The organism is Cyclonatronum proteinivorum (assembly GCF_003353065.1).
GTDB classification, from domain to species: Bacteria; Bacteroidota; Rhodothermia; order Balneolales; family Cyclonatronaceae; genus Cyclonatronum; species Cyclonatronum proteinivorum.
This window is the reverse complement of sequence record NZ_CP027806.1, coordinates 3,717,828-3,744,387: the sequence shown is the minus strand read 5'-3', so window position 1 is coordinate 3,744,387 and position 26,560 is coordinate 3,717,828. Positions and strand designations below refer to the sequence as shown.

Below are 26,560 nucleotides of genomic sequence, written 5' to 3'. Positions count from 1 at the left end.
AAACAGAGAATAGGGTTGCCGGGGCTCACAGAACGATGAAGGGCGCAGTTTATTCGAAGGGTTTTAAAGTTAGGTTTCGCGCAGGACTTAGTCGTCAAAGCGGCCGTCAGCGAGCTTGCCTTCGGTACTTGCCACAGCAACAGCAACGGCAGCGTCACCGGTAATGTTCACGGCCGTCCGGCACATATCCAGGATTCGGTCAACACCAAGAATCAGGGCAATGCCTTCAACCGGCACCTGAACAGCGTTGAGCACAATCACCAGCATGATGATACCGGCCCCGGGCACCCCGGCAGCACCGATGGAAGCAAGTGTCGCGGTCAGCACGATGGTGAGCTGTTGCGCAATACTGAGATCCATGCCAACGGCCTGCGCGATAAATACCGCCGCAACCGCCTGATAAAGGCTCGTACCGTCCATATTAATGGTTGCGCCAACCGGCAGCACAAAGCTCGATACTTCTTCTTCAACGCCCAGGTTTTTTTCAACCCGCTCCATGGTTACCGGCAGGGTTGCGGCACTTGAACTCGTGCTGAATCCCAACAGGATGGCCGGGCGGATACCGCGCAGAAAATTACGCAGCTTCATGGTGCTGAAAATTTTAAACAGCATGAAGTACACCAGGTGCATGTGTACCAGCAGCCCCAGCAGTACGGCAATGGAATACCAGCCCAGTGCCCTTAGCAGCTCAAAGGCGCGCCCAAGATCATCCCCGGCAAGATCAATAATCACCGCAGCGAGCAGCGCGAAGACACCAATGGGTGCCATCAGCATGATGTAATCCACAATTTTAATGATCACATCATTGAAAGCGTCAAAAAAGCTGACGAGCTGTGCACTTTTTCCGGGATCAATCTGTACCAGTGCAATGCCCAGTAGTATCGCAATAAATACAACCTGCAGCATATTGGCATTGCTACTCATGGAGCTGATCACGTTTTGCGGCACGATATTGACAATGGGTTCCAGCGGTCCGCGCTGCATGGTTTGCTCGGCTGCCGCCTGACGATCCGTCACATTGTCCTGATAGCTTTCCAGCAGCTCCATACGCGTTTCTTCCGGGAGTGCATTGCCGGGTTTGATCAGGTTAACCGAAATCAGCCCGATGGTGATCGCGATCATGGTGGTCACCAGATATATCCCGATGGTCTTTCCGCCCATGCGTGAAAGCTTGGTGATATCATTAAGCTTGGTAACCCCAACAACCAGTGAAGCCAGAACCAGCGGTATGGCGATAAGCTGCAGCAGATTTACAAAAATGGTCCCGAACGGGCGGATAAAATCTGATGTGAACCGGTTCAGTCCGGCCTGCGTGGATACCAATCCCCAAATCAGGCCTAAAACCAATCCGATAATGATCTGCCAGTGCAGCTTTTTATACCAGGGCATATATCAAAATATTATAAAGAGTGAATGCAAGAAGTGCGCTGCAGCCGGTTGCCATAAAGTTGACCAGGTTATTCCCCGGTTGAATGGCTACCCCCGAAATCCGAGGGGAACGCGCTCCGTGCTGAAAGTAGGCTCCAAAATAGGAATCAAACAGGCAACCTAAAAAGCCGGAAATAAATATGATAGCCGCTATCTGCAGCGCAAGGGCGCCCTGAAACTGATAGCTGAGCACTGCAAATAAAATGGCTGCAAACAAACCGCCCAGGGTGCCTTTTAAGCTTATGCCCCCATCTGTGCCTTTGGGGACGGATTCAAAGGTGGTGATCAGTTTGGCCTTGTCTGATTTGGCGGCACTGCCGGCTACGGTTGCCCAGGTATCGGCAGTGGCTGTGGCTGAAGCGGCGATACCGGCTATCGCGAGAGACCAGTAGCCGGTGATATAGAACAGCAGCAGGCCGGTAATGAACCAAAAGCTGTTTGCCCAGACCTGTTCTGCGGAACGCCGCTCAACAAGCGGATGGCGGCTTTCCAGGTTTGGTTTACTGAAGATGAAGCCTGCGATATTGCTACTCACAAAGAAAAACAGCAGGTAGGCCGTGTATTCAATCCCGCCTAAGCCCAGGGTAATGGTGCCAACAAGTACGGCCGAGCGCATGCCGTCAAGGGAAAGCAGGCGCAGCAGGAAGCTGAAGTAGCTTACGATCCAGGCCGCACCAAGGGCCAGCAGAATCAGCAGCTTATCAACAGGGCTTGCAACGAGGACGAAGATCAGAATCAGGAGAACGTAGAAACAGTAGTTCAGCAAGTTGAGATTAAACCATGCAAACATGCGCTGACCCGCTGCATACGTAAGCTGATTTTCTGACATGGTTGCGCGCTCGCCTCGGAATTAGGTTGTTTGCTGTCCGGCTGGTTTTTTGATGATTCCCCATCCAAAAACAATAAACCCGGCTATTACGAGAATGGGGGAAATGTATAGCGAAAAGAAGCCGCTGATCTCATTTTCAATCGCCATGATGGCAAATCCCACGAAAATCAGCGTTACGGCAATTGCCATGAGTTTGTAGTTTTCCGGCCCGAAAACGGGACTTTCGGCCTGTGGTTTTGACTGCGTGCGCTTGCTTTTGCGGGGGGTGTTGCGGGGCATTGTGAATGATGTTTAATGGAAAACGAGTGATCTTGGTAGGGCAAAGAAATCTAAAGGCCTAAATTATGAACCAAAGGTAATGATTTTCCGGGATTCTGTGAGATGAAAAACGGAGCTGTGATTTGACTTTGGTAGCGTGATGTGTATCCGAAGCCAAAAAAGCAAGGGGTTGATCTTAGGGCTGCGGGGACAGTATTACCACGAAAGACCGTGATGTTCACGGAGTTTCCCCCAAAAAAAACACAGCCGGAAATACCTGTGGCATAAGCTTCAGCCGACCAAAGTGAAAACTTAATGGGCGACGTACAGGCTGTTTTATAAAAGAATGCAGGGTCTGAAAGCGCTTCCCATTTTAGCGCGCAAGTTATTATATTGTAAAATGCACGAGGATGCATTCCATATTGAAAAGAATAGCGATACCTTTGGACTGTCATCGGATGTAGTGCAAGTGCTACAGATGTTCTCTAAAACATCAATCAGGTCGGAATTTTAAGCTATCCATCTATTTATTATTGGTTGAATGAACGTTATCAGGCTACTATTTGCCCTTTTTATCTTTTTGTTTTTTTATGAGATGGCTTCGGCACAACAGGTCTTTGAGCGCCGTGCTGTAACCGTGAGTAATCTTGGCATTTCCTATTCGAATGTGGGTACGGTTGGGCGACCTAATGTGCGGAATCAGCCGGTGGGCCTGCCCAGCATGGAGTTTCCGAGAGGTTCCGGTACCGAGCACCTTTTCGAAGCGGGAATCTGGCTTGGTGCACGTGTGGACGGTCAGACCCGGGTTTCAACTTCATCGGTTACCAATGCGGCGGGTTATAACGAGAATGTAGCCGGTTTTGAGTTTACCAATGACGGAACCCTGTTTACAGAGCGCTCTTCGCTGAGCGACAGTCCGAATTTCAGCCCGTCTGCCGTCAGCCATCAGGATCTTGTGGCTGAATTTTCTGACCGGCGTACGGTTCGCAACAACCGTCCGGTACCGGGACACGAAAATCCGCTCTATGCCGACATCCGGTTCGAGACCTACAACTGGAATTTTGGTTTCACGGAAGGAATCTCCATTGTCAGATACGACATTACTAATAATTCGAACATTTGGTCGGGCAATCCAAATGGTGAAGTCTGGGATGAGTTTTATTTCAGCATTTATTCTGACATGGTTGTCCGCAACGTAAATACAACCGTTGAAACCGGCTCAGACTTTTTTAACAAGGGCGGATTGGGATGGCTGGATGATCAGTATGCCCTTTACGTTTTCGACCGGGGTTCTTTTGATCAGCCCCGAATCAATACCTATGCCGCTTCGGTAATTTTGGGGTCCGAGTATCGCGGGGTTGAGTTTCATCCGCGCAGGGCTGATGAAATTGAAGCTGCCGGACTTCCGGTGCCGCACGTGAGCCCTGATTTCTGGCTGTTTGGCGCCGGAACGGGTGATTTCTCCCGCCCTTCGAATGATCTGGAGCGTTTTGAGCGCATGCAGACCGTTTGGCCTATTGATCAAAACCGCGAAGCCCTGCGTAATGACGGCTTCTTTGCCAACGGTAACTATATACAGCTCAACACTATAGGCCCATTCCCGGAAGTTGAGCCCGGTGAAACGATCAGTGTGTACATCGCTTTTGTGACCGCGCTTATGCCGCCTGAATTTCAGGGGCTGGTGCCGGGTCAGGTGAATGATGTGAATCAGCTGGATAATGAAGAAAGCCGCTCGCTTCTTGCCGAAAACATTGACTGGGCTTTCCGTCTGTTTGATGGTCAGGAAAACCCCGATGGCACCCGAACCCGCTTTCTCGTTCCCGAGCCGCCGGATGTGCCGCGTATCCGCGTGGAACTCGACGCAGGCGTTGCAAGCATTTACTGGGATAACCGCGCTGAATTTTCAATTGACCCGGTTTCAGGCGAAGAAGACTTTGCAGGCTACCGCCTGTACCGCTCTCAGCTTGGCGATGATCTTCGGGGTACAATTTCCACCTCGGCACAGATGATACGCGAGTGGGACCTGCCCGAGAGCGGTGCGGGTTTCGGAACCGGTTTTGATGAAATCCGCCTGCCTGAACCGGTGACATTCCCAGATGACCCGGTTGAGTATCACTATCGTTTTGATGTAACGGGCATGCTGAGCGGCTGGCAGTATCTGTTTGCCGTAACCGCCTTCGATGCCGGTGATGGCGAATCGCCGCCGCTTGAATCATCCATTAACGCCAACGCTGTGCGGGTATTCCCGGGTACAGCGCCAAATCCGGATTTCAGAAATAGTGATCCTGAATTTAAGGTTGGGGTATATCCCAATCCCTACCGCGTAAATGCGGCCTGGGACGGCGGGACGCCCTTCACGCGGAAAATCATGTTCTACAACCTACCCGCACGTGCCGAAGTGCGCGTGTACACCCTTGCAGGTGAAATTGTCGCAACCCTTCAGCACGACGCAGCCACCTATCAGGGCGACACCCGCTGGTTCCGAGATTTTGCTTCGGGCGAGCGTCTGATGCCCGGTGGCGAACATGCCTGGGATTTGCTCTCGGCAGCCAATCAGAACCTTTCAACCGGACTTTATCTATATACTGTGCGGGATCGCGAGTCGGGCCATGTGCAGCGCGGCCGGTTTGCTATTATCCGCTGACAGCATTTTATATGAAAGTGGGAGGGGAGATTTATCACAGGGATCTTCCCAAACCCGGGCTTTGGCGTTTTTTGCCAGGTGAGCCAAACATCATACTGTGAACACACCAACCAAAACCTCAACAGTATTATGACTAAACATTTACAACTGGCACTGTTTGTATTGCTAACAGCTGCTCTCCTCTTTACGGATGTTATGGCGCAGAATGGTCCTCAGGAAGTGATCATTCGCGAGCTTAACGAATATCCGACTCCCCTTACAAGCTTTGAAGACCTCGACAGCCATCCGCTTACCGGCGTGCCGGTTGTATTCGAGGCCGTTGTAGTTTCCTACCCGAAATCCTCCGGATTTGCCAGCGCAACAGAGGCCAACCTGCCCGGTCGTATTCACGTTTTTGTGGAAGACATCAATGGTCTGGATATGGGGCGTGATGGTATGGCCATGCACATTGTAGAAGGCGGCGATCAGCGTGAAACCCTCGAGAACCTGGTTCGCGGTGATGTGGTTCGCGTTGAAGGTACCCTGACATTCTTCCAGGGTATCGTAGTTCAGTTCGATCCTTCGCTCGTCACCCCGCTTGGCAATGTGTTCATTGATCCTGAATACGAAGGTCTTGATGCATTGCTTCAGCCCCGCACCATTCCGCTTTCTGATTTGAACAGCCCTGCCGGCAACGGACAGTTCACCTGGAATGTGAATAATTACAGCCGTTTTATTAGTCAGTATGTGCGTATTGAAGGCGCGGAGATCATCAGCCGTTTTGAAGCTGAAACGGGCCGTCCCCGGTTTATTGGTTCAGCTGACGGCGTTGTGGCGCAAACCACCGATATCTCCTTACGCTTTCGTAACGACAGAGACAACTATGCTTTTGATCCAGAGACTGGTGAAGGACGCGGCTACAACTACCGCAGACCTGCCGTAGACGGACCTTATGTTCCCCCGCCTGCAGGTGCCGTAGTTGACTGGTCAGGTTTTGTTGTGGTAAACACATTTGACCCTGATAACATTGACGTGTCTCCCACAGCGCGAACGCTTCGTATTAATCCTTTTGAAGACGGTTTTGTGTGGATTAACGATGGTGACAATCCTGACGACCGTGTTGCGCCTCCGGGATGGCCGAATGATCTGGTCGTACTCGGCTTTGCACCCATCGTTGAAAACCTGACTTTCCCACAGCCAGCACTTGCAGGTCAGGCGGTTGATATTTCTGTTGATGTCATCCTCCCTGAAGATGACTACACCCTCAACAGCGTAACCCTGACCTATACGGCCCGCCCGTACACAGCTGATACCGCTGATGAAATTACTGTGGAAATGACCCCGGCCGGGAACACCTTTAGTGCCGGAATCGGCTCTTTCGACGCCTTTGATGTTGTTGATTTCAGCATTCGCGTCGTAACAACGACTCCTGAGGGCATTGAAACCGCTTCAACGGTTAGCGACACCATCTTTATCGAGTCAGCAACACAGGCATTTCCGCCGGTATTCAGTCCTGCCGCTGGTGAGTACATCAACTTTGTAGAAGTCAGCCTTTCTTCTCCTGATGAAGAGGCCGCCATTTACTTCACTATGGATGGTTCTGATCCTACCACGGATTCTCCGCTTTACACCGCACCTATACTGGTTGAGCAAACAACAACCATCAAAGCTATTGCAGCGGTATCAGGTGTTGAAAACAGCCCTGTAAACGAGCGTACCTACGAAGTAGAGGTGGCAATCGAGGAGTTTGCTACGCTCGCAGGCCTTCGCGGTGGTGATCGTGACGGAACACTTTACGAGTACACTGGTGAGGCTGTTGTAACCTACTGGCGTACAGCAAGAAATCAGAAATACATTCAGGATGAAACCGGAGCGATTCTCATCGATGACGCGCCTGGTCGGATTACCGAATTCTACGCTATTGGTGACCTGATGTCTAACGTACGTGGTGACCTGAGTGTTTTCCAGGGAACCGTTCAGTTCCGCCCGGCTACAGATCCCGGCGGACCTGTTGGAAATATTGATTTCGTGCCGCCAACATTCAGCCTTGCAGACATTACAGTTACTGAAAATGAATCCATGCTGGTTCGTATCCCTAACGTAAGCTTTGTTGGGGCAGAAGGAGCGTTTGAAGGCGGTACCAATTATCAGATTACAGATCCTTCACTGGGTGAAGACCAAACTGTTATTCTGCGTACCAATTTCCCTGAATCCGATTACATTGGTCTTGATATCCCGGAAGGTGAATTCACCCTGACGGCTATCGTGGGTAATTTCAACGGTACCCTTCAGATGGTTCCGCGCTTCATCACTGACTTTGATCTTGGTGCGACAAGCACGGAGCCGGGTGAGCGTCCGAACGAGTTCTCGCTTGACCAGAACTATCCGAATCCGTTCAACCCCACAACCAACATTCGCTACAATCTGGCCGAAGCTACAAATGTGACGCTGTCTGTATATGACATACTTGGCCGTCGCGTAGCTATGCTCGTGAACGAACATCAGGCTGCCGGTCAGTACATCATCAACTTTGACGCTTCACGACTGGCAAGCGGTACCTACATTTACCGCATTGACGCCGGTAACTTCGTATCTACACGGAAAATGATGCTCGTTAAATAAACGCAGCAACAGCTTTACACTTCAACGGGAAGGGCGTGCAGATGCCCTTCCCATTTGTTTAATTTTTCAGAATCCATGCGCACGATATCCGCAGTTGTCCTCCTGCTTGCAGGCGCCTTTCTTCTGGCTTCCTGTGACGCCGGTTTTGACGGAAATTTCAATGAAAACCAGCCGCCCAACACGTTTCTGACGGTTAATGAGATTAACCTGCCTGATGACGTCAGGCTTGTGAGTCAGATCAATATTTCCTGGTGGGGCGATGACCCCGACGGATACATCGTGGGTTATGAATTCCAGATCGGTGATGATACGGATGCGCCATGGACCTTCACTACGAGAACAGACAGCCTGTTTGTGCTTCCGATTGAAGAAGGCAACACCGACGCTGATGTCCGTTTTAGCGTTCGGGCAGTCGACAATGAAGGCGCTGTGGATCCCGATCCGCCAAGCCTTGTTTTTCCCATCCGGAATTCCCCGCCCAACATTCGCTTCAGAGGGCTTGAAACACCGCCCGATTCTACCTACCGCGTGTTCAGCTTTGGCTGGGAAGCTTCCGACCCCGACGGCGACGCCAACCTCAACCGTATTGAAATGGCGCTCAACGATACAACGAGCTGGCAGTCCGTGCCACCGGATGTATCCTTTCTCACCGTACGGATTGATGATACGGTCACGCCGGCTACAAGCCAGGTTTTTCTGGGACGTGCGCTCAACACCTCAGAACTGTCTTTTGAAAATATCAACCTGAACGGCGACAATACTTTTTTTATCCGTGCTGTAGACAATGCCGGTGCCCTCAGCCCGACCGTCTCGCACGAATGGTACATTAAACAGCAAACATCGCGTGTGCTGGTCCTAAACGACATTCAGGGTGACAGCGAGTTCGCGGTTCTGCAGCAACACCTTGATCTGCTCCGCAACAATGGTATTCAGCAATTTGATATCATGGACATTTCCGACGGGGTTACAACCGGCGGAAGGCGTGTAGTGCTTTCGAGTGCTTTCCCGGACCGTTCTTTGGGAAGTCCTACTATCAATAAAATGCTCGCAGAGTGGGACCATATTTACTGGGTTTCCAACAATCTTGACCGCAATATCGGGTACGCGCTCGAGCTCACGGTTCAGTTTTTTGAAGAAGGCGGTACCATGTTCATTAACATCCCGACACGTGACCTGCCCGCTGATAATCCGCTGTTCCAGTTCCTGCCTTTCCAGCGTATGGAAATTCTGCCGTCCGGACAGCAAAGTTTCTTCCTTGCCAACAATTCCCTGATCGAACCGACGGAATTTGTGGACAACCCGCCTATGCTGCAATTCAGAAGAAACCTCCTCTCTTATTATCCCCTTATCCCGTTTGGCGAGACCGTGCCGCTCTTTGAAGCTGATTTTAAAACCCGTGCAGCCGTAACGGGATTTATCAACGACTTTGACGGCTCAAAACTAATATCTGCGACCAACCCTGACGAAAGCATTTTGTTCTTCGGGGTTGATCTGAGAGAGTTTACCCCCGACAGTGAACTCGACCGACTGATTGAAATAACATGCATTGAAATACTTGGGTTTCAGCAATGAGAAGAACGCTACTTTGGCTATTAATCCTGACAGCGGCAGGATGGATACTACCCGCTGCGGTACACGCACAGGCTACCGGAAATATCACAGGTGTAGTAACCGACCGTGACGACGGCGAAACCCTGATCGGGGTGAACGTGATCGTGCGCGGCACAAGCTTCGGCGACGCAACCAACCTCGACGGGGAATTTAACATCCGGAATATACGTCCCGGTGAATACGCTCTGGAATTCAGCTATATCGGCTATGAGCGGATTCTGATTACCGGCGTGCGTGTTGTTGCGGGCGAAACCACTACGCTCGATGTGGAAATGGGCTTGCAGCCGCTTACGGCCGGCGATGAAGTGCTCGTAATCGGGGAAAGGCCTATTTTTGATATTGAGAAGTCTTCCACCTCAACCAGCCTCTCGCGCGAACAAATTGCTGCGGCACCCGTGCGACGCGTAGATGAAGTGGTTGGGATGACCGCAGGCGTTGTACGCGATCCTTCAGGATTGTATATCCGTGGCGGCCGGGCGAATGAAACAGGTTTTGTAATCGACGGTGTATCTGCGCAAAACCCGCTTGCAGGTACCGGATTCGGGCTTGATCTCGGCGCCAATGCCTTCCAGAATGTGGAAGTTACCACCGGTGGCGTAGATGTTGAATTCGGAAACGCGACTTCAGGCGTGGTAAGCGTCGAAACGCAGTCAGGCGGCGAAAGCTTTTCCGGTAACTTTGCGCACAAACGTGACAATCCGGGCCGTATGACCGGGGCTTCGTCCAACTTTTTTACGGATATCTACGATTTCTCCCTGGGCGGACCGGTTCCGTTTTTAGACGGGGTGCTGCCGGGTTCGATCTCCTTTTTTATGGCTGGTCAGATGAATATCACCAATGAATTCATGCGGCAAACCGCAGATCAGGTGGAGAGTTCACTCATCAGCAACACCATGTGGTCACCGCGTCAGGATAACCGCTACAGCGGTCTGTTCAAACTGACCTACCGCATTAAGCCGGGCATGCGGCTTGAAGCGGCCTACAACCGCTCGCTGGTTGTAAACCAAAATACCCGCATGCTGCAGATTATCGGGGATGATGTACAGATTCGTCCGGGCTATCAGTTCTTTTTCGAGCAAAGCCTCGATAACGCGAACACCTATGCCAACGACAGTAACATGGCATACGTCAAGTGGACCCATGCGGTATCGAATGCTACATTTTATGATGTTCAGCTCAGCCGCTTTTTCACGCGCCTCCGCGCTGACGCCAACGGACGGAACTGGCGTCCGGAGTTTGTGGACGGCGAGTTTGACGCGGCGAGTATCATCACTTTTCCCATCACACCGTTTCCTGCCGGTGATCAGTTTACCTATGCCCTGCCCGGTGACGGTTTTGCCAACAACGGAGGTATTGCTTCCCTCTGGCATGATCACTTTGCTGAAGAAATCACCCTGAGAAGCACCGTGACTTCCTTCCTGGCGGATAACAATCACCGTCTCCGTGTAGGTCTGGAGATGAAGTTCAAAAACTATCAGTGGATTGATATCAGCCGGCCGTGGGTAGGTGCACCGATTCAGATTGATGACGAAACCGAGACCCAAACCGGACGTCTTGGCGCTACCTCAGATATCTGGAATGTAAGACCGGCACGCGGAGCGCTGTTTGTGAGCGACCAGATCAGATACCGCGGACTCATCGCCAATATCGGCGCCCGCCTCGAATACTGGTTCCCCGGCAGCTATGTAGATAATTTCGTAGATGATCCGCTTTCGCCCATTCCCAACGTTGTGCGTGAAGCTTACATGAACGAGACCTATAGTTTCTTTGGTCGCCGCTTCAAAATGCGTTTGCTTCCGCGTATTAACGTCTCCTTCCCGGTGCGTGAAAATATGGTGATGTATTTCAACTACAGCCATAAGTCCAAGCTGCCTCACCCTACACACGTGTACGCGGGTCTCGATCCCTTTTATCAGGACCGTTCATTCCTCAGCAATCTCGGGAATCCCAACCTGAATCCCGAGATGGACATCTCGTATGAGATTGGCTTCCGCTATCAGCTCACCGCCAATGACGCGCTGAATGTCACCGCTTTCTGGAGTGATAAATATGACTTCATTACTGCAGAGCGGGTTAATATCGTAGATGCTGCCGGTCGGGAGTCAGAGCGTACATTCCGTGTGAACGGCGACTTTGCCCGGGTCCGCGGTCTGGAGCTTTCCTACCTGAAGCGCTACTCGCACTTCCTGCAGGGCTCGCTCAGCGTAACCTACTCCCGCGCGGAAGGTCTGAGCTCGACTTCCAATGACGCGCTCAGCAACATCATCTCCGGTGGTCAGGATTTCGGAAACAACATCGAGACCCCGCTGGCCTGGGATCGTCCGTGGGATATCAAGGGTAACATCATCTTCACCTGGGATCGCCCCAACGACCCGCTGTTTGGTCTTGCGCCCCTCAATCAGTTCCGCCTCTTCCTGTCCGGTATGTATCGTAGCGGTATTCGCTACACGCCTATGGTCTTCCGCGGCAACGAGCGTAACCCGGTAACCGGCGTTGAAGACTGGCGCCCGATTTACGAGCGTGATCCTGATCCGAACCGCCGCTTTTCCGAAACCGGCGAGTCATGGGTGATGTTCGATCTCACCTTTGAGCGCTGGATCAATATTGGCAGCACGCGCATTCGCGGTACGCTTGAAATCACCAACCTTTTCAATGCGAAAAACGCTGCTATCATCAATCCGGTAACCGGTCGTGCTTATCGCACCGACTACCCGACCGATCCGCAGGCGCTAATCGCCCTCCGTGATGACCGCCGATTTGATGTGCCGGCCAATGTTCGCGATCCCCGCTATGTGGATCCCCGCGACAACAACAGCCCGGCATACCTCAATCCGGCAAACTTCCTCGAACAGCGCCACATTATGTTTGGCCTCGCCATTAATTTCTGATAGCGGATGACTTTCACAATGTTATATACCCATAGAAAATATCACATCCTGTCTGCCGCCGTAATCATGCTGCTGCTGATGGTTGGTTTTGCAGATACAGCGGTGGCACAGCGCAGCATTATTCCCAGCCTGGGTGACTCCCGCTCCGGAACTTCCGGTTTTCAGTTTCTCAAAATCAATCCGGACGCCCGCTCTTCAGGTCTTGGCGCCTCCAATGTGGCCGACGCGACGGACGCCTCATCGCTTTACCTGAACCCGGCCCTTGCTGCGCAAATGCAGGGCAATCAGATTCAGATCAGCCACACGCAGTACTTTACTGATATCTCCCTGAACTACGCGGCCTATCTGCACCGCCGCGGCAGCATGGCTTTCGGAGCTTCGGTACTGTATCTCGATTCCGGCGATATGAATGAGACAACGGAGTTCAACCCCTTTGGCACAGGTCGTACCTTTCGGGCGATCAACATGGCTGCGGGCCTCACTTTTGCGCAGGAGCTTACCAACCTGTTCAGCTACGGCGTTAGCCTCAAGTATGTGGAAGAGCGCATAGCCGAATTCGAAGCCCAGACCGTCGTCTTTGATGTGGGATTTTTCTACCGTGTTGGCGACACCGGACTCCGCTTTGCGGTAGGTCTGAATAATTTCGGCATAGACGCGAGTCCTTCCGGAGAAATCCGCCGGCTCGACCTGGAAGGTGAAATTATTGAAACCGAATTTGAAGACGTCTCGCCGCCTACTACCTTTAAAATGGGAGCCGCCTATGACATCTTTAACAGCGATAATCTTTCGCTTACCGGTCTCGCGCAAATTACCAACCCTGCCGACAATGCCGAACAGTTCAGCCTTGGGGCGGAACTCGGATACCTGAATCAGTTTTATCTGCGCGCCGGCTATGAGTTTGGTGTGGATGAAGCTTCCCTGCCCAGCTTTGGCGTTGGCTTCAATCTACCCGTGCTCAACTACAGCCTTGGCCTCGACTACGGCTTCAGCACCCGCGACCGACTTGGTAGTCTGCACCGGTTCGCTCTCAAATTCACGCTTTAAGCAAGACAACCGACCGATATGATGAAGCAAGTTTTTACCGTACTGTTATTGTTTGTGATCTCCGCCGGTTTCCTCATTTCCTGTGAGGATATGTTTGGTTCCAAGCAAGACAGCATTACCGACGAGATTTTTGAGGACGGGCGCCTCGATCCGAATCTGATTGTGGAAGATGTGGGCTATGTCGCCCTGCTGCCCTTCTGGGACACCTTCAACAAACCCACCGATATATTTGTAGGCTACGACGAACTCGTGTATGTAACCGATGAAGACGGATTGCATGTACTCGACCGCGCCGGCAGAAAATATCTCACGCTAAGCGAAGCGGCAGATTTTGACATCTCCGGTTCGCAGGCTGCAAGTCTGCGCAACGCGGTATCCGTAACACAGGATCGCCTGCTCAATGTATATGTGGCAGCCCGCATCGATACAGTAATTGCAGCGGTTGATCCTGACATCACCTGGAACCTGCCTGCGGTGTACAAAATTCGAAATGCAAACGGCGCCGGGCCTGTTGAGCTCCTTCAGGTAATGGTGCATCCGTTTATGGACGCAAGTCGTGCAACGGCCGCATCACAGCGGAACCGTCTGAACCGCGACATCCCGGATAACGACGAATTTGTTGAAATCACCGGGCTGTCAACCCTTGCCAACAACGAGCTCTACGTCACCCGCCGCGGGCCCCGTAACCGCACAGGCGAAGCCATCACGCAGGATAACACCGTGCTCATCATGTCACCCCGTTCTGACAATCCCGCACTCATGCGCAACACGAGTCAGATCAGAGCCCTGAATCCGAACTCCCCTTCGCTTACCAGTGCCATTGACCTGACCGACATTGCATCTTTTGCAACCCCGCCGCAGCGAGACAATGTCCCTTCAGACCGCAGCTTCCTGATCACGCAGGGATCACCTGATCCTGATAATCCCCGCGAAATTCCGTTTCGGGTACTTTGGGTAAATGCTGTTGACACGCCGGACGGCATCGAGTACCGGTCGAATCCCAACCTGCTTAACCGGGACACGACCCGCGCGAGAAGTTTCCTGTATGATCAAAACCGTTTCACAGATCCAAGCGGGGTAGCCTTCTCCGGTGACGAGCGCGCACATCTGTTTGTTGTTGACGCCGCCCGCGACAGCCTTTACCTTTTTCAGTCGAACGGCATAGAAGGTGTAAACCCGCCGGCAGGATCATCCGCAACGCGGGCCATCAATGTATCTTTCGGTGGTACCGGCAACGGCGCACGCGAATTCGATAACCCCTCCGGCGTCGCCTACTTCCGTCGCATCGTATATGTCGCGGACACCAATAACAACCGCATTTCCCGCTTCCGCCTGAACACTGATTTTGAGTAAGTGTTGAGCTATTTATACTGTCAAAAACCCAAGAAGGCCGCCCTGTTTCAGGAGCGGCCTTCTTGGGTATTGGAAGATGGTAAACTAACAATAGTTAGCTGATTCCGGGAGATAGCAGCTAATCATCCCAACCTGTACAGGCTTGATTCCGTGATATTCACCATTACCTTCGCCTTACTGTTTCTACCTCAGGTGCATGCTGATCAACCCCCTGATCCGCTCCCCTTTTCCGAAAATTTATTCGCGGCGCATACCACTTATTTTGAGATTCGGGATGGCGAAATCGTTGGGGCGGACGCCTTGCTTGCGGCTTTGACGCAGGCGCATTTTGTTGCTCTCGGGGAGCTGCACAACCGGAAGCACCTTGGGGAGCTGGCGACTTCACTTCTTCGGTTTCTGGCACCGCACGGCTTTGCGCATTTTGCGGTGGAGACAGGTCCGTACGCAGCCCAAAAACTGCAGGCTCTCATCGGGGAAGGACGGTCAGATGTTTTGGATTTTTATGCGGGGTACGCTTCGCGGGTTTTTGATCTCATCCCGATTCCGTTTTTTAAAGGAGAAACGGATCTCGATTTTCTCGAAGCCGCGCATGCGTTTCACTTTACGCTTTGGGGTCTGGATCAGGAATTTTACTTCTCGTACAAATTTCTGATTGATGAGCTGTTGCGCCTGGGCGGGGAAGAAGTCAGTCCCGGACAGCAACGCATGCACCGTACGCTCAGCAGACGGCTGTACTGGCTCGACCGCCGGAATCAGGTCGCAGATTTGTTTGGCGGAAATTTTCAGCGAAGCTGCCGCCTGCAAGACGACGATACTTTTCAGGCGTTTCTGGATAGCTTTGCAGGGTTTGGACACCCGGACATTCAGCTTATTCGCGAAGCCCTGCACAAAACGCTCGAAATCTACTGCCTGAACGAACGCGGCGGGGACAGCGACCCGGTGCGGGTCACGTATTTCAAAGAGAATTTCGACCGCAACTTTAAGGCAGCGCTGGCGGAAAATCCGCAGCCGAAAGTGTTCCTGAAAATGGGTTCCTGGCACATGGGACGGCATGAGAGTCCGCGTGGCCTGCAGGATATCGGACATCATGTGGCGCAGCTGGCCGAATCCCGGAATCAGGAGAGCGTACACATCCGCTATCACAACCGGTTCCTGGAAGGCGGGGATGTGCTGGAACGGAGCGGCTGGGAAGGCCTGGAGCGTTTGCTAAGTGTGGGCGTGCGCGATCAGTGGGCGCTGATTGATATCCGCCCGATCCGAGCCCTGTTTGAAGATGGACAACTTACCGGAACAGCTTCGGCTTCGGAACTGCGAACCATCCGAAACTGGGACTTTGTAATCATCGCTCCCGAAGATCACGGGGTGAGTCCGCACTGGTAAGGCGAAAATACATCCGATTTCTCCGGGCTAAACGGGCTACTTGAACACCCCTTTTCAGTGAAATACCAAGCTTCATCATATATCCCGCTAAAACCAAAAGGCTGCCCCGGTATCAGAAGCAGCCTTTTTGGGTTCAGTTCAGACCTACAAGAAGGTCTTAACTACTATGAGATGAATCTATCAAACACGCTTCACTCTTGCAAACTGAAATATCCGTCAGATAAACAAAAAAGCGCTTACAGATGGCGCGTAAGATTTTGTCAGGATTGTACTTCCCCTTGCAAAATGTCTCATGACCGGGCAGGAAGGTAGCGGTTGAATTCAGCGCACAATCAGACCGGATAAGCGGAGTTCGGTATGAAGTGCGCGTCCTTCAGCCATCCGTTTCAGTTCACCTTTGTGCTCGCGGAGTTCCCGTTCGGCCTGCGCGCGGCGCTCTATCGGGAAGGTGTCAAGGTTATCGAGCAGGAAGTGAAGCTCTTCAAGCTGCGAAGCATACTCTTCATCCGATATCTGTGCATAGGCGCCGGTTAGGGAGAGCGTGATCAGCGACGGGGCCGAAAAACCATGCTGTGTCTGATATTCAGGAAATATCGCCTGCAGCGTCACGGTGCGCCCGAAACGGTTCACCGAACGGAACCGGAAGCCTGCCAGCTGCAGCTGTTCGGTTTCCAGCCAGAATACGGCCTCGCGCAGGGGCGTTTGCTGCAGGTCCGGCAGCAGGGGTGTGCCTTCCAATAGGGCGGCATCAAGCGTAAAGCGCAGTACCGGCTTGCTGTAAAGCGTATCCGCACGAAGCTGTGCAGGACCCAGCAAAGTGCGCAGCTCGTCTTCGGTAAATGTCATCAGGCTGAAATAGGCCAGTTGCTCCGTGTTGTCTTCAGGGACCAGCACTGCCTGACCCTGTTCGGTTTTTTTATGCAGCCGTACCGTCTCAAAAGGTTCGCCCAGTGAGCTGTAGCGCAACTCGACTTCCCGCAGGCCGCTCAGCATGTGCTGTTGACTTTCGATCAGGCGGGTAATGACTTCCTCTGTTTCCGGCAGGGCTTCCCTTTCAGCATCCGCTTCCTGTGCGACAGCATCGGTAGGCGTGTACAGCGCCGGTGCCGGAGCAAAAGTCATCACACAAAACAACAGCGCGGTAAGGGTTCGGTAGAGCATGGGGAGCAAACGATAGATAGCGGAGCGTAAAATCATTACCTGAAAGAATAGCAAAAAACAGCTCAACAAAAAAAGGACTGTCCTATTGCATCCAAAGATGTAAACAGGACAGTCCTTGCAAAAATCACCAATAGTAAAGCAGTTGGTGCGTCTATTTCTTTTTGAAAATCAGGTTGTCCAGCGCATACTTGCCCGGACCGATAAGCGCCATCGCAAAAAAGACAATGCCCAGTTCAACCGCGTAGGCAATGTCTGGGCCGCCCGGCTGCATAAAGGGATCGCCATTGCTGTAGTGCATCATGGCAGCCACGAACATGGTGAAGGTCAGCAGCGCAGCGCTAACACGGTGCAGCAGGCCAAGCATGAGAAAAATGCCGCCGAAAAACTCGGTCACCGCAGCCATAAAACCCCAGAAGACAGGCCAGAACGTAATGCCAATATTGGCCATCGTGCTGCCTAAGAAAGCCCAGGTTTCCGGACCGCCCGTAATTTTGGGGTAGCCGTGCAGCATAATCATAAAACCAATACCAAAGCGAAGCATCAGTATGCCCGCGTCGCGGAACGTATCATTAAAGTAATTCATAGCAGTAAGGGTAGGGGTGAAGGTAGGTTGACAGTTGAAAAGGGTGAAGCTGTCAGGCCATTATTTGTTTAAACAAATAATACACAGCTATCACAACAATAGCAATGAGCGCTAAATCATTCACAAAAAAGGCCATCCGAAAATAATTCCGGACAGCCTGTTAACCCGCATTATTCACCAAGAAATTTTCACTACGTGGGAATCGCTGCGCACGGTGCGCAGTCTTTACATCACTCCCAAATTCGGGCTACCGCTTTTATAAACTAAGTTAAATTTAAACAAAAAGTTAGGTGATAAATTCTTTTTAATTGTGAATAATGCGGGTTAAAAGGAATACAAATAAAAGCTTAGTCCTGCACTTCCTCGCGGAAGGTCTCGCTTGCTACGATTACGACCTCAATGCGGCGGTTCAGGGCCCGGCCTTCATCGGTATCATTTTCGGCAATGGGCTCGGTCAGGCCGCGTCCTTCAACCACAAGGCGGCTGCGCTCAACGCCCAGCGAAGCCAAGAACTCGGCTGCCGAAGCGGCCCTGCGCTCGCTTAGCCCCTGATTGTAGGCCGCAGATCCAACATTGTCGGTATGCCCCACAATCACGATATCGGTATTGTCGAAGCGGTCCAGGCTTTCAGCCAGTGCGTTCAGATTGCCGCGTGCCGTGTCGGAAAGCTCGGATGAGTCAAACCCGAACAGCAGTCCTGATTCGAAGCGGATGGCAATGGCTTCATCAACGCGCTCAATCGTAGCACCTTCAATTTCTTCGGAAAGCTCGCGGGCCTGACGATCCATTTGTGAGCCGATAATGGCTCCGGCTGCACCGCCAACGGCCGCGCCTATAATGGCCCCTTTGGCCGTATCACCCAGTATTGCCCCGGCTACTGCGCCTGCACCCGCGCCGGCTCCGGCACCGATCAGCGCGCCGCGACCGATATTACTGCACCCGACCGCAAAAAGCAGTGAAAGAATAAGTCCAAGTTTCAGAATAGCACCTGCAGATAAAGTTCTCATAACTGTGAGATTAAGTCCTTGATTATAGTTTTCGGAATAGGGTCTAAATATAAAGCTATGCATCCAATTATTGCGCCTGTTCCTTCATAAATAGAAGCTGCACAAAGTTTATATTGTTTTCACTCTCATCCATCTACTCCAAAAACTCCTGCCATGGCCCTGCGCCTGATCCAAATTTATACGCCTGCCGAAAAGCCGGACCTTCACAAGCAGCTCGACCTGGAAAACATCATAGAAATGTGGGTTACGGAGCAGCAGGATGGCAGCAAGCATGTACGCGTGCTCTGCGAAGTCGAGTACTCCGAATCGCTCATGCAGCAGGTGTCAGAAAGCGGCGAGAACTATGATGGCTTTCGCGTTATTCTTCTCAGCGCCGAAGCCACCATCCCCAAGGCGGAAGTAGAAGAAAGCACCGACGACACGCCCGCTATCCGGCCTTCGGGCTACCCCGCCGTAGGCGAAGGCGAAAAGGTGCACCGCATCTCCATCGTTGAGATGTACGAAGATGTCAAAGAGATGATCGATCTCTCCTGGGTGTATGTCACCCTAACGGCCATGAGCACGCTTGTAGCCGCTACCGGTATGTTGCGCGATAACCCCGCCATCGTGATTGGTGCCATGGTCATTGCGCCGCTTCTCGGACCCAACGTAGGGCTGTCGCTCGCCACAACCCTGGGAGATCAGAACCTTCTGAAACAATCCCTCAAATCACTTCTCACCGGTTTTTCCCTGGCCTTTTTGCTCTCCGTTGGCCTCGGCCTGTTCCTGCCGGTCAATGCGGAAGTGCCCGAGCTTCTCTCCCGCACGGAAGTCAGCTTTGCGGATATTGCGCTGGGCATCGCGGCGGGTGTCGCAGGCGTACTCTCCTTCACACGCGGCATCTCCGCTGCGGTGATTGGCGTGATGGTAGCCGTTGCCTTGCTCCCGCCCCTGGTCGCCACAGGACTCTACCTCGGTACCGGCGAAACCGAACTCGCCCTCGGCGCCGCATTGCTGATGTTCACCTACGTCGTCTGTTTCAACCTCGCAGGCATCATCACCCTACTTGCGCAAGGCGTAACGCCCAAAACCTGGCGCGAAAAACGCGAACAAACCCGATTCAGCCCCTACGCCATCATCGTTTGGGTGATTCTCTTGCTGATCATGGGAGCCATCATCTACTTCCGCTGATGTACAGACCTTTTCTTTGGGGATTTTGTGAAAAAGCAGCAGCCTGGCCTCTGTCAGGCTGCGTTGCAATTTGTCTGCTCCTTGCCTTCACCAACTGCCGGACGTCGTCGGGATTGCATCCCAAACCTGATCACAGTGCGCAGGAGGCCACAAACATCCGATCCGTGAACACGCAGACCGACACAAAGCAACACTCGCATCCGCTTAACACCCTTGCCCCCGGCGATACCGTCCGCGCCGGCTACCGCATGCCCGCTGCCGGCGCCCTGCACGCATTGGTCGTTTTCGCACGCTTCGAAAACGACGACGTCCCCATGCGGGGCTGGGAAGAGCATCCCGATCCCGGCGACCCCACAAATATCCCCGCCTGGATGAGCCGCTTCATCAGTCCCACGACCGATGAAGCCCGTGCGCAGAACCGCTACGAAAACCTGACCCTGTACTTCGATCAGGCCTCGCTCGGGCAGTTTGCTTTCACCGGCACCGCTGCCTATGTATCAGTGCCGGATTCCTTTTATGGCGGCACGTACGCGGCGGCAAACCGGCACCTCATCCAAAACCTCCTCGGCGATGGCGACGCCCGGCCGGGTCAGCTCGGGCAGTCTCCAGGCGACTTCGACCGCTGGCGCATGGCATCTCCGGGCGTCCACATCCACGAACCGGATGGCGCCTTCGATTACGTCATCATCATTTACCGCCGGCCTGAGCGAAACAGGCATCCGTTCGGCGCCCGCTGGAACGGCATTGCTGCACTCGGCACTGGAAGTATTCCTGTTGCCGACGGCTACCGGGTGAACGCGTCCTGGTCTGAAGGCAGCGGGCAAACCCTGACCTTTACTGGTACCGAACAGGCCGTTGGCTACCTCATACATGAAATCGGGCATCATCTTCTGGGCGCGCCTCACCCGTATATCGGTGCGACCGGTACGCACCCGGCCTACTGGGGCCTGTTTCACACCTACCTCGCCAACCAAAGCATCAACGCCTGGGAGCGCGAAGCCCTGGGGTGGCACCGCATGATGCGCATCCGGCCGGATGAAAACGCGCTCACTGAAATAACGCTGGGCGATTACTACACGACCGGCGAAGCCGCCGTTTTTGAGCGTCCCGACGGCAGCCTCCTCATCTTTGAAAACCGGCAAAAACAGCATCAGCTTCAGGGCGGACCCGGTACCCATGATCTTGCAACGCTAAACCCCGACGACCGCGGCCTGTTCATCTATGAACTTTTCCCGCCCTACAGCAGCCGTATTCACAACATCCGTACGTTTCCGGCTTCGGGGCATCATCAGTGGGAGCTTTTAGGCAGCAGCACGGCCTGCGGCGGTTCACGTCCGCAACCGATTCTTCGTCGTATGAGCGAGCACCCCAACGGTATTTCGTACCGCGACGCTTTCTATCTCAACACCGAAGATTCGGTGCTTGCTGCCGGAAATCCGTATGCGCTCTACCTCTACGCCAACCATGATCCCGACCGCTGCATCACGTATAAAAGGGGGCAGCACTTCAACACCGCCTTCGGACCCGCTTCCCCTGGCGGCAAAACCCTGTTCACTGCCTACACCAACCCGGGCAGCCTCGACCGGGCGGGGCAGTACACCGGCCTCAGCACGTACATCCCCCATCCCCCGGATGAAGAAGGCCGTCTCCGGCTGTTCTTCTCCGCCGATCCGTTCTTTTCCGCTTTGGACGAACCGCTGCGTGTCGGGCAGCACTTGTTCTTTACACAAAACACCCGTATTCCCGTGCAGGCCCGCCTCACCCTGCAGCCCGGCGCAAAGCTGTACCTTAAGCCCGAAGCCGTTCTTGAAATCAGGGGGCAAATCACCCTCCCCGACGGACAGCTCCTTACCGGCACATGGACCGCCGCGCAGCTCACCGAACAGCATCCCGATTTTGTCCGGCTTCTTCCCGAACCATCCGGTATCGTAACCCGCGCGCCCTATGGTCAGCCATAAGGTGGTGATTTTGATGTAGCACTCAATACCTGTTTTGGTTGGTGTATATCAAAGTAAGCGAGCAGAGGGCATGTTGCTTGGGTAGCAGAAATATTGTAACATATAATGTCTAAGCTTATTTGTCTTAAACCATTTTGATTGCCAATGAGTAGCACAGAAATTTTTCAGCCTTCAAAAATTTCAACCCAGTTGAAGCGCCAGAGACGAAATCGCGGCGGATGGCAAATCAATGCCCGAAGTAAAACCTATAAATGGGCCACACAAATGGAACGGGTTGATCTGATCCGAAACAGGCTTCCCGTAGAAACTTTGGAAGTAGTCGCACGGCAGGCAGGGGTTCCGATTCAGCAGGTACTCGAACTCATTGGCATTCATAAAACAACTTACAACAAAAAGAAACGTGCACCGGAGTTACTCAGCAGTCGTGACTCTGAGATGGTGCTGATCCTTATTGAGTTGCTGACTTTTGGAAAGTCTGTGTTCAATGATGATGAGAAGAAATTTCAGCGCTGGCTCAAAAAAAATAATATTTCACTGGGTGGGGTCACGCCTGTTAGTCTTTTCGATTCTGTGACAGGCATTGCAGAAGTCAAAAATGCTTTGTTACGCCTTGAGTACGGTAATCTGGCCTGATTAATGCGCGTATTTCGGGTTGAGCGGAAAAAGTATCTCGAAACGACTCTGCAGGGCATAGGAGCTGCGCGGTCTTCAGGTTTTAGGTGGAACAGCCTTTACACGCGTCTTGTGTACACTTCTGAAAGCCGTGCGCTTGCGTTGCTTGAAATTTCCGTGCACCTCGACATCAGCGAAGATTTACCGACCGACCGTGTTTATGTCGAAATAGAAATTCCTGATTCGGTTTCTGTTCAGGTGCTAAATCCGGATAATCTGCCGGACACTTGGGACGCCAAGCCTCCGACATCTGAGACCCAGCTTATCGGGGACGATTTTGTAATGCAACAGGGCGCGGCTGTCCTGAAAGTACCAAGTGCCATTGTTCCGGCATCATTCAACTATCTCATCAACCCCCTTCACCCGGACGCGCGAAGTATAACTGTTGTGTCGGTAATTCCCCTTAAGTTCGATTTTCGGATCAAGCAGTAGCGTAAAAATGAGTGGGTTTATCCGAATTAACAGAAAGTTTAAGCCATTTTTTGCTATAGCGCATGTTGAACACATGGGTTTATTGTTGAAGGCCTCCCCAAAAGCAATGGACCTATCTTAGGTTTGGGGACTCAAGTCCTCCCTCGACAACATTGATTTTCTCGGAGTTTCCCCAAAAAATAAAACAAGGACCTGATACGCAAGCGGGTCTTAAGGTATGCTTGCGGGAAATGCTCATACCTTGCAGGGGAAGTTTGCGCTTTTGGGAGGGTTTAGAGCCAGAAGGGATTGTGTTTGTTTCCCGGGGATGTCGGGATTTTGGAAATTGTAAAAGCTGCTGCGGGCATGTCGTGAAGCTGTTGTTTCTATCCGTAGTTTTGGGTATTATGAAAGCGCTTACATTTTTACAAGCCGCTTCCATTAGATTCGGGGGAGCGGCCAAACCTAATCTCTGATATGAAAAAATACCTGTTACTTTTTGTTTTCACTTTGATTGTGTCGGGTGCTGCGCAAGCGCAGCAGGACCGGACCATGATGCAGGGTTTCTACTGGGACGTTACGCCAGGCGGCGTTTGGTATGACTCGCTGGCTGTAAATGCGGACCTTCTTGGTCTTGCCGGGTTCAACAGCATTTGGCTGCCGCCGCCAAGTAAAGGAGCTGCGGGCGGATTCGATGTCGGTTACACCCCGTATGACTACTATGATCTGGGTAACTTTGACAGCCGTGCCGGTGATCAGACTTCCGGTACAGGCGCTTTTATCCCGACCAGATACGGAACCCTTGAGAACCTTCAGTTTGCGATAGAGCGCCTTAAGGCGAATGGACTCAAGGTCTATGCCGATATTGTGCTTAATCACCGCTCGGGTGGAAACCTGGAGCCCAATATTTACGGTGAGTTTTACACGGACCGCAACGGCGGCTCGCTGTTCAGTCCCGACGGGGATTCGACCTTCACGGCTTTCCCCCTAACACATGGGTCAGGTCGTATCGGCTGGCCGGTAGGGGAAGGTAACGAATTCTTTTTCCCGAATGCGGTGCACAATCAGAGCAACACCGCTGATTTCCTGAGCGGCAGTCAGTTGGCGGGTTTTCATCAGATGTATGTGAATGAGTTTGGGTACACCAATGCACTGCATACGGGTTCGGGGCAGAGTCTGCCGGTTGGCGACAGTCTGAAGGTTTGGGGTGACTGGCTCACCAATACCCTTGGCCTGGATGGCTACCGCTTTGACTTCGTGAAGGGCGTTCATCCCGAATATTTCAAGTCATTTATGAATTTTGGTGCCATGCAGGGAAAATTTCATGTGCATGAGCTCTTCGACGGTGATATCGGACGCAAACTGGCGTATCTGGAAATGCTGAATACGACCAATTCGCCATTCAGTCCTTCCCCGCCACCGAGCAAGCCCGGTGCGATTTTCGACTTCAATATGCGTTTTGCCTATAAAGCCATGAGCGATGGCGGCGATAATTACGATATCCGGAACTGGCACAATGCCGGTCTGCACAATGTGTTTGGCGTGCCTTTTGAGCAAATTGTGTTTTTTGTGGATAACCATGATTTCGACCGCACAGATTACACCGGCTCGGTAACAGCACCCGGTCACAGCCCGGTTGTGAACAACAAAATGCTGGCTTACGCCCACATGCTAACCCATCCCGGCTATGCGCAGGTTTGGTACCGCGATTACTTTAATTACGGTTTGCGCGATGAAATCAACCTGCTGCTTCAGGTGCGCAATCAGTTGGGCGGCGGCAGCTACCGCGCGCTTACGCGTCCAGGCGATGGCGGCGGCAATCCCTTTTTCCCCGGCAATCCGGATGAAGATCCGCGGCACGTCTATATTGCGGAACGTAGCGGAACCGGCGGCGACACCGGCCTGATCGTTGCCATTAACAAGCACTCTTCATTCGAAATTGATGTATGGGTTGATACACAGTGGCCCGAGCGCACCCTGTATGACCTCACCGGTAACTTTGATGGTACGATTGAAGTGTTTGAAGACGGACGTGCGCGTATTAAAACCAAGCCATCAAGCTATCATATTTTTGTACCGGTTGAATACAGTCTCGAGCTGCCGCCGGCCAATATCGCGCTGAATGAAATCGTGAGCCCGACAGGCACCCGCTTCATTGAAGAAACCATCACCCCGCGGGTGAGCTTTACAAATGAGAGTCTGTTCTCGCAGCAAAACATTGGCCTTACCTTTACAGTGCTATCAGGCAACGAGGTAGTCTATGCCGATGCGATTACCATCCCGCAGATCGGTTCCGGCGTAACAAACGAGGCGGTTTTCGAAGGATTTGAGCTGCTGCTACCCGGCACCTACACGGCTGTAGCGGAGATTGATTTTGAAGATGACAGCGACCCGTCTGATAATCTTCTGGAAATTGTATTCGAAGTAGTTGATCCCAACGAAGCTACCGCTTTCCGCATTGACGGGGTCATCAACGAGCCGCAGTACATTCTGATGGCTGAAAAGGAAAACGATAACGCTGGTTTCGGGCCCGGCAAAGATGTCCGCGCGTTGTGGTATTTCGCGGACTCAGATTCGCTTTATATTGCTATCGAATCCGAAATGGTGCTCGGTGATGCCGATGGTATCGGGATCTTTCTTGATTTCGAAGAGGTGCAGGGCTTGCCGGCCGGCACACCGCTGGGCGGTGCCGAAGGTGCGGTCTCCTTCCTGAATCCGCCGAATCCGGTTAATCAGGCCTTCAAAATGGACTTTGAAGTTGATTTCGGCTTTGCCTGGATCGGTGCACAAAACCGCGTGCTGATGTCAGTTGCCGATTATACCGGTGATGAAAAGCTCGGCAAGCTGGTACTCCCGGCTTCAGCGAGTCCTGGTGGTAACGGAGCAACAGGCACGGGTCCGGCTGAAGACGGTTTGTTCCCGGCCAACAGTATCCGCTATGCGATGCTTAATGATGGCGAAGCCAATCACGGGGTCGAATTCGCGGTTGCCCTCGCTGATCTTGGCGTGAGCGGCGGACGCTTCCGTGCCTTTGCCTTTATCGTATCGGGAACAGGCTATTTCTCCAACGTGCTTCTGCCCGGCGACGCCAATGGTACAGCTGATGCCTTCCAAAACTTCGGATACAATGCTGATTTCGGCACTGTTGAAGGCGGCCCCTTCCACACCCCATGGTTCTCCATCAGCGATCCGACCAACATTGAACCGGAAACCCGCTCCGAACTTCCGACACAGGCCGAGTTGAGTCAGAACTATCCGAACCCCTTCAACCCTACAACAAACATCCGCTACGCCGTACCGGAAACGGGACAGGTAACCCTGGAGGTCTTCAACCTGCTTGGTCAGCGTGTTGCATTGCTTGTTGATGAAGTGATGCAGCCGGGTACTTACACGCTCAATTTTGACGCAACCCGCCTTGCGAGCGGCGTGTACCTGTACCGTCTGCAAACCGGCGGACAGGTTCTCACCCGAAAAATGACCCTGATCAAATAAGCCCCCATTGGTGCTGTGAGACAGATAAAAACCCCGTCCGACGAAAGTTGGCGGGGTTTTTTATTTTGGA

Annotated in this window: 18 protein-coding genes; 12 read left to right on the top strand and 6 right to left on the bottom strand. The window is 52.6% G+C overall.

From position 1 onward, the window contains the following. Positions 1 to 87: 87 nt before the first annotated feature. From CYPRO_RS14250 to CYPRO_RS14240, 3 genes are read right to left on the bottom strand one after another with little or no spacing between them, the layout of a single operon-like run. Positions 88 to 1,389, bottom strand: a complete 1,302-nt coding sequence (locus tag CYPRO_RS14250) for a dicarboxylate/amino acid:cation symporter (protein ID WP_114985255.1) — start codon at positions 1,387 to 1,389, stop codon at positions 88 to 90. Next, complete coding sequence (locus tag CYPRO_RS14245) at positions 1,376 to 2,257, bottom strand: DUF92 domain-containing protein (RefSeq protein WP_114985254.1); 882 nt, start codon at positions 2,255 to 2,257, stop codon at positions 1,376 to 1,378. Before CYPRO_RS14245 ends, CYPRO_RS14250 begins: the two co-directional genes overlap by 14 nt. A 21-nt stretch (positions 2,258 to 2,278) precedes the next feature. After that, positions 2,279 to 2,536, bottom strand: coding sequence for a DUF3098 domain-containing protein (locus CYPRO_RS14240; RefSeq protein ID WP_114985253.1), 258 nt, complete (start codon positions 2,534 to 2,536; stop codon positions 2,279 to 2,281). A gap of 520 nt (positions 2,537 to 3,056) precedes the next feature. Between CYPRO_RS14240 and CYPRO_RS14235 the strand changes: the two genes are divergently transcribed. The 7 genes from CYPRO_RS14235 to CYPRO_RS14205 all read left to right on the top strand — a co-directional run bounded on the left by CYPRO_RS14235 (position 3,057) and on the right by CYPRO_RS14205 (position 16,036). Then, on the top strand, positions 3,057 to 5,159 hold the full coding sequence (locus CYPRO_RS14235; protein ID WP_114985252.1) for a hypothetical protein: 2,103 nt from the start codon (positions 3,057 to 3,059) through the stop codon (positions 5,157 to 5,159). Positions 5,160 to 5,288: 129 nt separating this feature from the next. After that, positions 5,289 to 7,760, top strand: a complete 2,472-nt coding sequence (locus CYPRO_RS14230; protein ID WP_114985251.1) for a chitobiase/beta-hexosaminidase C-terminal domain-containing protein — start codon at positions 5,289 to 5,291, stop codon at positions 7,758 to 7,760. Positions 7,761 to 7,835: 75 nt separating this feature from the next. Next, the gene (locus CYPRO_RS14225) at positions 7,836 to 9,332 is read left to right on the top strand and encodes a hypothetical protein (RefSeq protein WP_114985250.1); all 1,497 of its coding nucleotides are present in this window, start codon (positions 7,836 to 7,838) and stop codon (positions 9,330 to 9,332) included. Then, a complete protein-coding gene (locus CYPRO_RS14220; protein WP_114985249.1) occupies positions 9,329 to 12,259 on the top strand; it encodes a TonB-dependent receptor in 2,931 nt (976 codons plus the stop codon). The genes CYPRO_RS14225 and CYPRO_RS14220 overlap by 4 nt, the downstream gene beginning before the upstream one ends. Positions 12,260 to 12,277: 18 nt before the next feature. Further along, the gene (locus tag CYPRO_RS14215; RefSeq protein WP_164682821.1) at positions 12,278 to 13,303 is read left to right on the top strand and encodes a PorV/PorQ family protein; all 1,026 of its coding nucleotides are present in this window, start codon (positions 12,278 to 12,280) and stop codon (positions 13,301 to 13,303) included. Positions 13,304 to 13,321: 18 nt separating this feature from the next. Then, entirely contained in the window at positions 13,322 to 14,656 is a 1,335-nt protein-coding gene (locus tag CYPRO_RS14210; RefSeq protein ID WP_114985247.1) for an NHL repeat-containing protein, read from the top strand. Between the two features lie 150 nt (positions 14,657 to 14,806). Further along, positions 14,807 to 16,036 (top strand): hypothetical protein, encoded by a 1,230-nt coding sequence (locus CYPRO_RS14205; protein ID WP_114985246.1) that lies wholly within the window; start codon positions 14,807 to 14,809, stop codon positions 16,034 to 16,036. Between the two features lie 321 nt (positions 16,037 to 16,357). Here the strand turns inward: CYPRO_RS14205 and CYPRO_RS14200 are convergent, their stop codons facing one another. The 3 genes from CYPRO_RS14200 to CYPRO_RS14190 all read right to left on the bottom strand — a co-directional run bounded on the left by CYPRO_RS14200 (position 16,358) and on the right by CYPRO_RS14190 (position 18,787). Then, a complete protein-coding gene (locus CYPRO_RS14200; RefSeq protein WP_124245629.1) occupies positions 16,358 to 17,233 on the bottom strand; it encodes a hypothetical protein in 876 nt (291 codons plus the stop codon). 115 nt (positions 17,234 to 17,348) lie between these two features. Further along, entirely contained in the window at positions 17,349 to 17,780 is a 432-nt protein-coding gene (locus CYPRO_RS14195; protein WP_114985244.1) for a DoxX family protein, read from the bottom strand. A gap of 347 nt (positions 17,781 to 18,127) precedes the next feature. Further along, entirely contained in the window at positions 18,128 to 18,787 is a 660-nt protein-coding gene (locus CYPRO_RS14190) for an OmpA family protein (protein WP_114985243.1), read from the bottom strand. A gap of 153 nt (positions 18,788 to 18,940) precedes the next feature. On the opposite strand from CYPRO_RS14190, the gene CYPRO_RS14185 reads away from it, so the two are divergent. The 5 genes from CYPRO_RS14185 (at position 18,941) to CYPRO_RS14165 (ending at position 26,490) form a co-directional block, all read left to right on the top strand. Beyond that, positions 18,941 to 19,957 carry a TIGR00341 family protein gene (locus CYPRO_RS14185; protein WP_114985242.1) on the top strand — a complete coding sequence of 339 codons (1,017 nt, stop codon included), beginning with the start codon at positions 18,941 to 18,943 and terminating at the stop codon, positions 19,955 to 19,957. Beyond that, positions 19,957 to 21,915 carry a metallopeptidase domain-containing protein gene (locus CYPRO_RS14180; protein ID WP_124245628.1) on the top strand — a complete coding sequence of 653 codons (1,959 nt, stop codon included), beginning with the start codon at positions 19,957 to 19,959 and terminating at the stop codon, positions 21,913 to 21,915. The genes CYPRO_RS14185 and CYPRO_RS14180 overlap by 1 nt, the downstream gene beginning before the upstream one ends. 144 nt (positions 21,916 to 22,059) lie before the next feature. Then, the gene (locus CYPRO_RS14175) at positions 22,060 to 22,548 is read left to right on the top strand and encodes an antitoxin Xre/MbcA/ParS toxin-binding domain-containing protein (RefSeq protein WP_240644768.1); all 489 of its coding nucleotides are present in this window, start codon (positions 22,060 to 22,062) and stop codon (positions 22,546 to 22,548) included. A gap of 3 nt (positions 22,549 to 22,551) precedes the next feature. Further along, positions 22,552 to 23,019, top strand: a complete 468-nt coding sequence (locus tag CYPRO_RS14170; RefSeq protein WP_114985240.1) for an RES family NAD+ phosphorylase — start codon at positions 22,552 to 22,554, stop codon at positions 23,017 to 23,019. Between the two features lie 456 nt (positions 23,020 to 23,475). Then, positions 23,476 to 26,490 (top strand): alpha-amylase domain-containing protein, encoded by a 3,015-nt coding sequence (locus tag CYPRO_RS14165; RefSeq protein ID WP_114985239.1) that lies wholly within the window; start codon positions 23,476 to 23,478, stop codon positions 26,488 to 26,490. The last annotated feature ends 70 nt before the right edge of the window (positions 26,491 to 26,560 follow it).

Coding starts and splice junctions, on each gene's coding strand:
- CYPRO_RS14250 (WP_114985255.1), bottom strand. CDS start 1,389: ATGCCCTGGTATAAAAAGCTGCACTGGCAGATCATTATCGGATTGGTT.
- CYPRO_RS14245 (WP_114985254.1), bottom strand. CDS start 2,257: ATGTCAGAAAATCAGCTTACGTATGCAGCGGGTCAGCGCATGTTTGCA.
- CYPRO_RS14240 (WP_114985253.1), bottom strand. CDS start 2,536: ATGCCCCGCAACACCCCCCGCAAAAGCAAGCGCACGCAGTCAAAACCA.
- CYPRO_RS14235 (WP_114985252.1), top strand. CDS start 3,057: ATGAACGTTATCAGGCTACTATTTGCCCTTTTTATCTTTTTGTTTTTT.
- CYPRO_RS14230 (WP_114985251.1), top strand. CDS start 5,289: ATGACTAAACATTTACAACTGGCACTGTTTGTATTGCTAACAGCTGCT.
- CYPRO_RS14225 (WP_114985250.1), top strand. CDS start 7,836: ATGCGCACGATATCCGCAGTTGTCCTCCTGCTTGCAGGCGCCTTTCTT.
- CYPRO_RS14220 (WP_114985249.1), top strand. CDS start 9,329: ATGAGAAGAACGCTACTTTGGCTATTAATCCTGACAGCGGCAGGATGG.
- CYPRO_RS14215 (WP_164682821.1), top strand. CDS start 12,278: ATGTTATATACCCATAGAAAATATCACATCCTGTCTGCCGCCGTAATC.
- CYPRO_RS14210 (WP_114985247.1), top strand. CDS start 13,322: ATGATGAAGCAAGTTTTTACCGTACTGTTATTGTTTGTGATCTCCGCC.
- CYPRO_RS14200 (WP_124245629.1), bottom strand. CDS start 17,233: ATGATTTTACGCTCCGCTATCTATCGTTTGCTCCCCATGCTCTACCGA.
- CYPRO_RS14195 (WP_114985244.1), bottom strand. CDS start 17,780: ATGAATTACTTTAATGATACGTTCCGCGACGCGGGCATACTGATGCTT.
- CYPRO_RS14190 (WP_114985243.1), bottom strand. CDS start 18,787: ATGAGAACTTTATCTGCAGGTGCTATTCTGAAACTTGGACTTATTCTT.
- CYPRO_RS14185 (WP_114985242.1), top strand. CDS start 18,941: ATGGCCCTGCGCCTGATCCAAATTTATACGCCTGCCGAAAAGCCGGAC.
- CYPRO_RS14180 (WP_124245628.1), top strand. CDS start 19,957: ATGTACAGACCTTTTCTTTGGGGATTTTGTGAAAAAGCAGCAGCCTGG.
- CYPRO_RS14175 (WP_240644768.1), top strand. CDS start 22,060: ATGAGTAGCACAGAAATTTTTCAGCCTTCAAAAATTTCAACCCAGTTG.
- CYPRO_RS14170 (WP_114985240.1), top strand. CDS start 22,552: ATGCGCGTATTTCGGGTTGAGCGGAAAAAGTATCTCGAAACGACTCTG.
- CYPRO_RS14165 (WP_114985239.1), top strand. CDS start 23,476: ATGAAAAAATACCTGTTACTTTTTGTTTTCACTTTGATTGTGTCGGGT.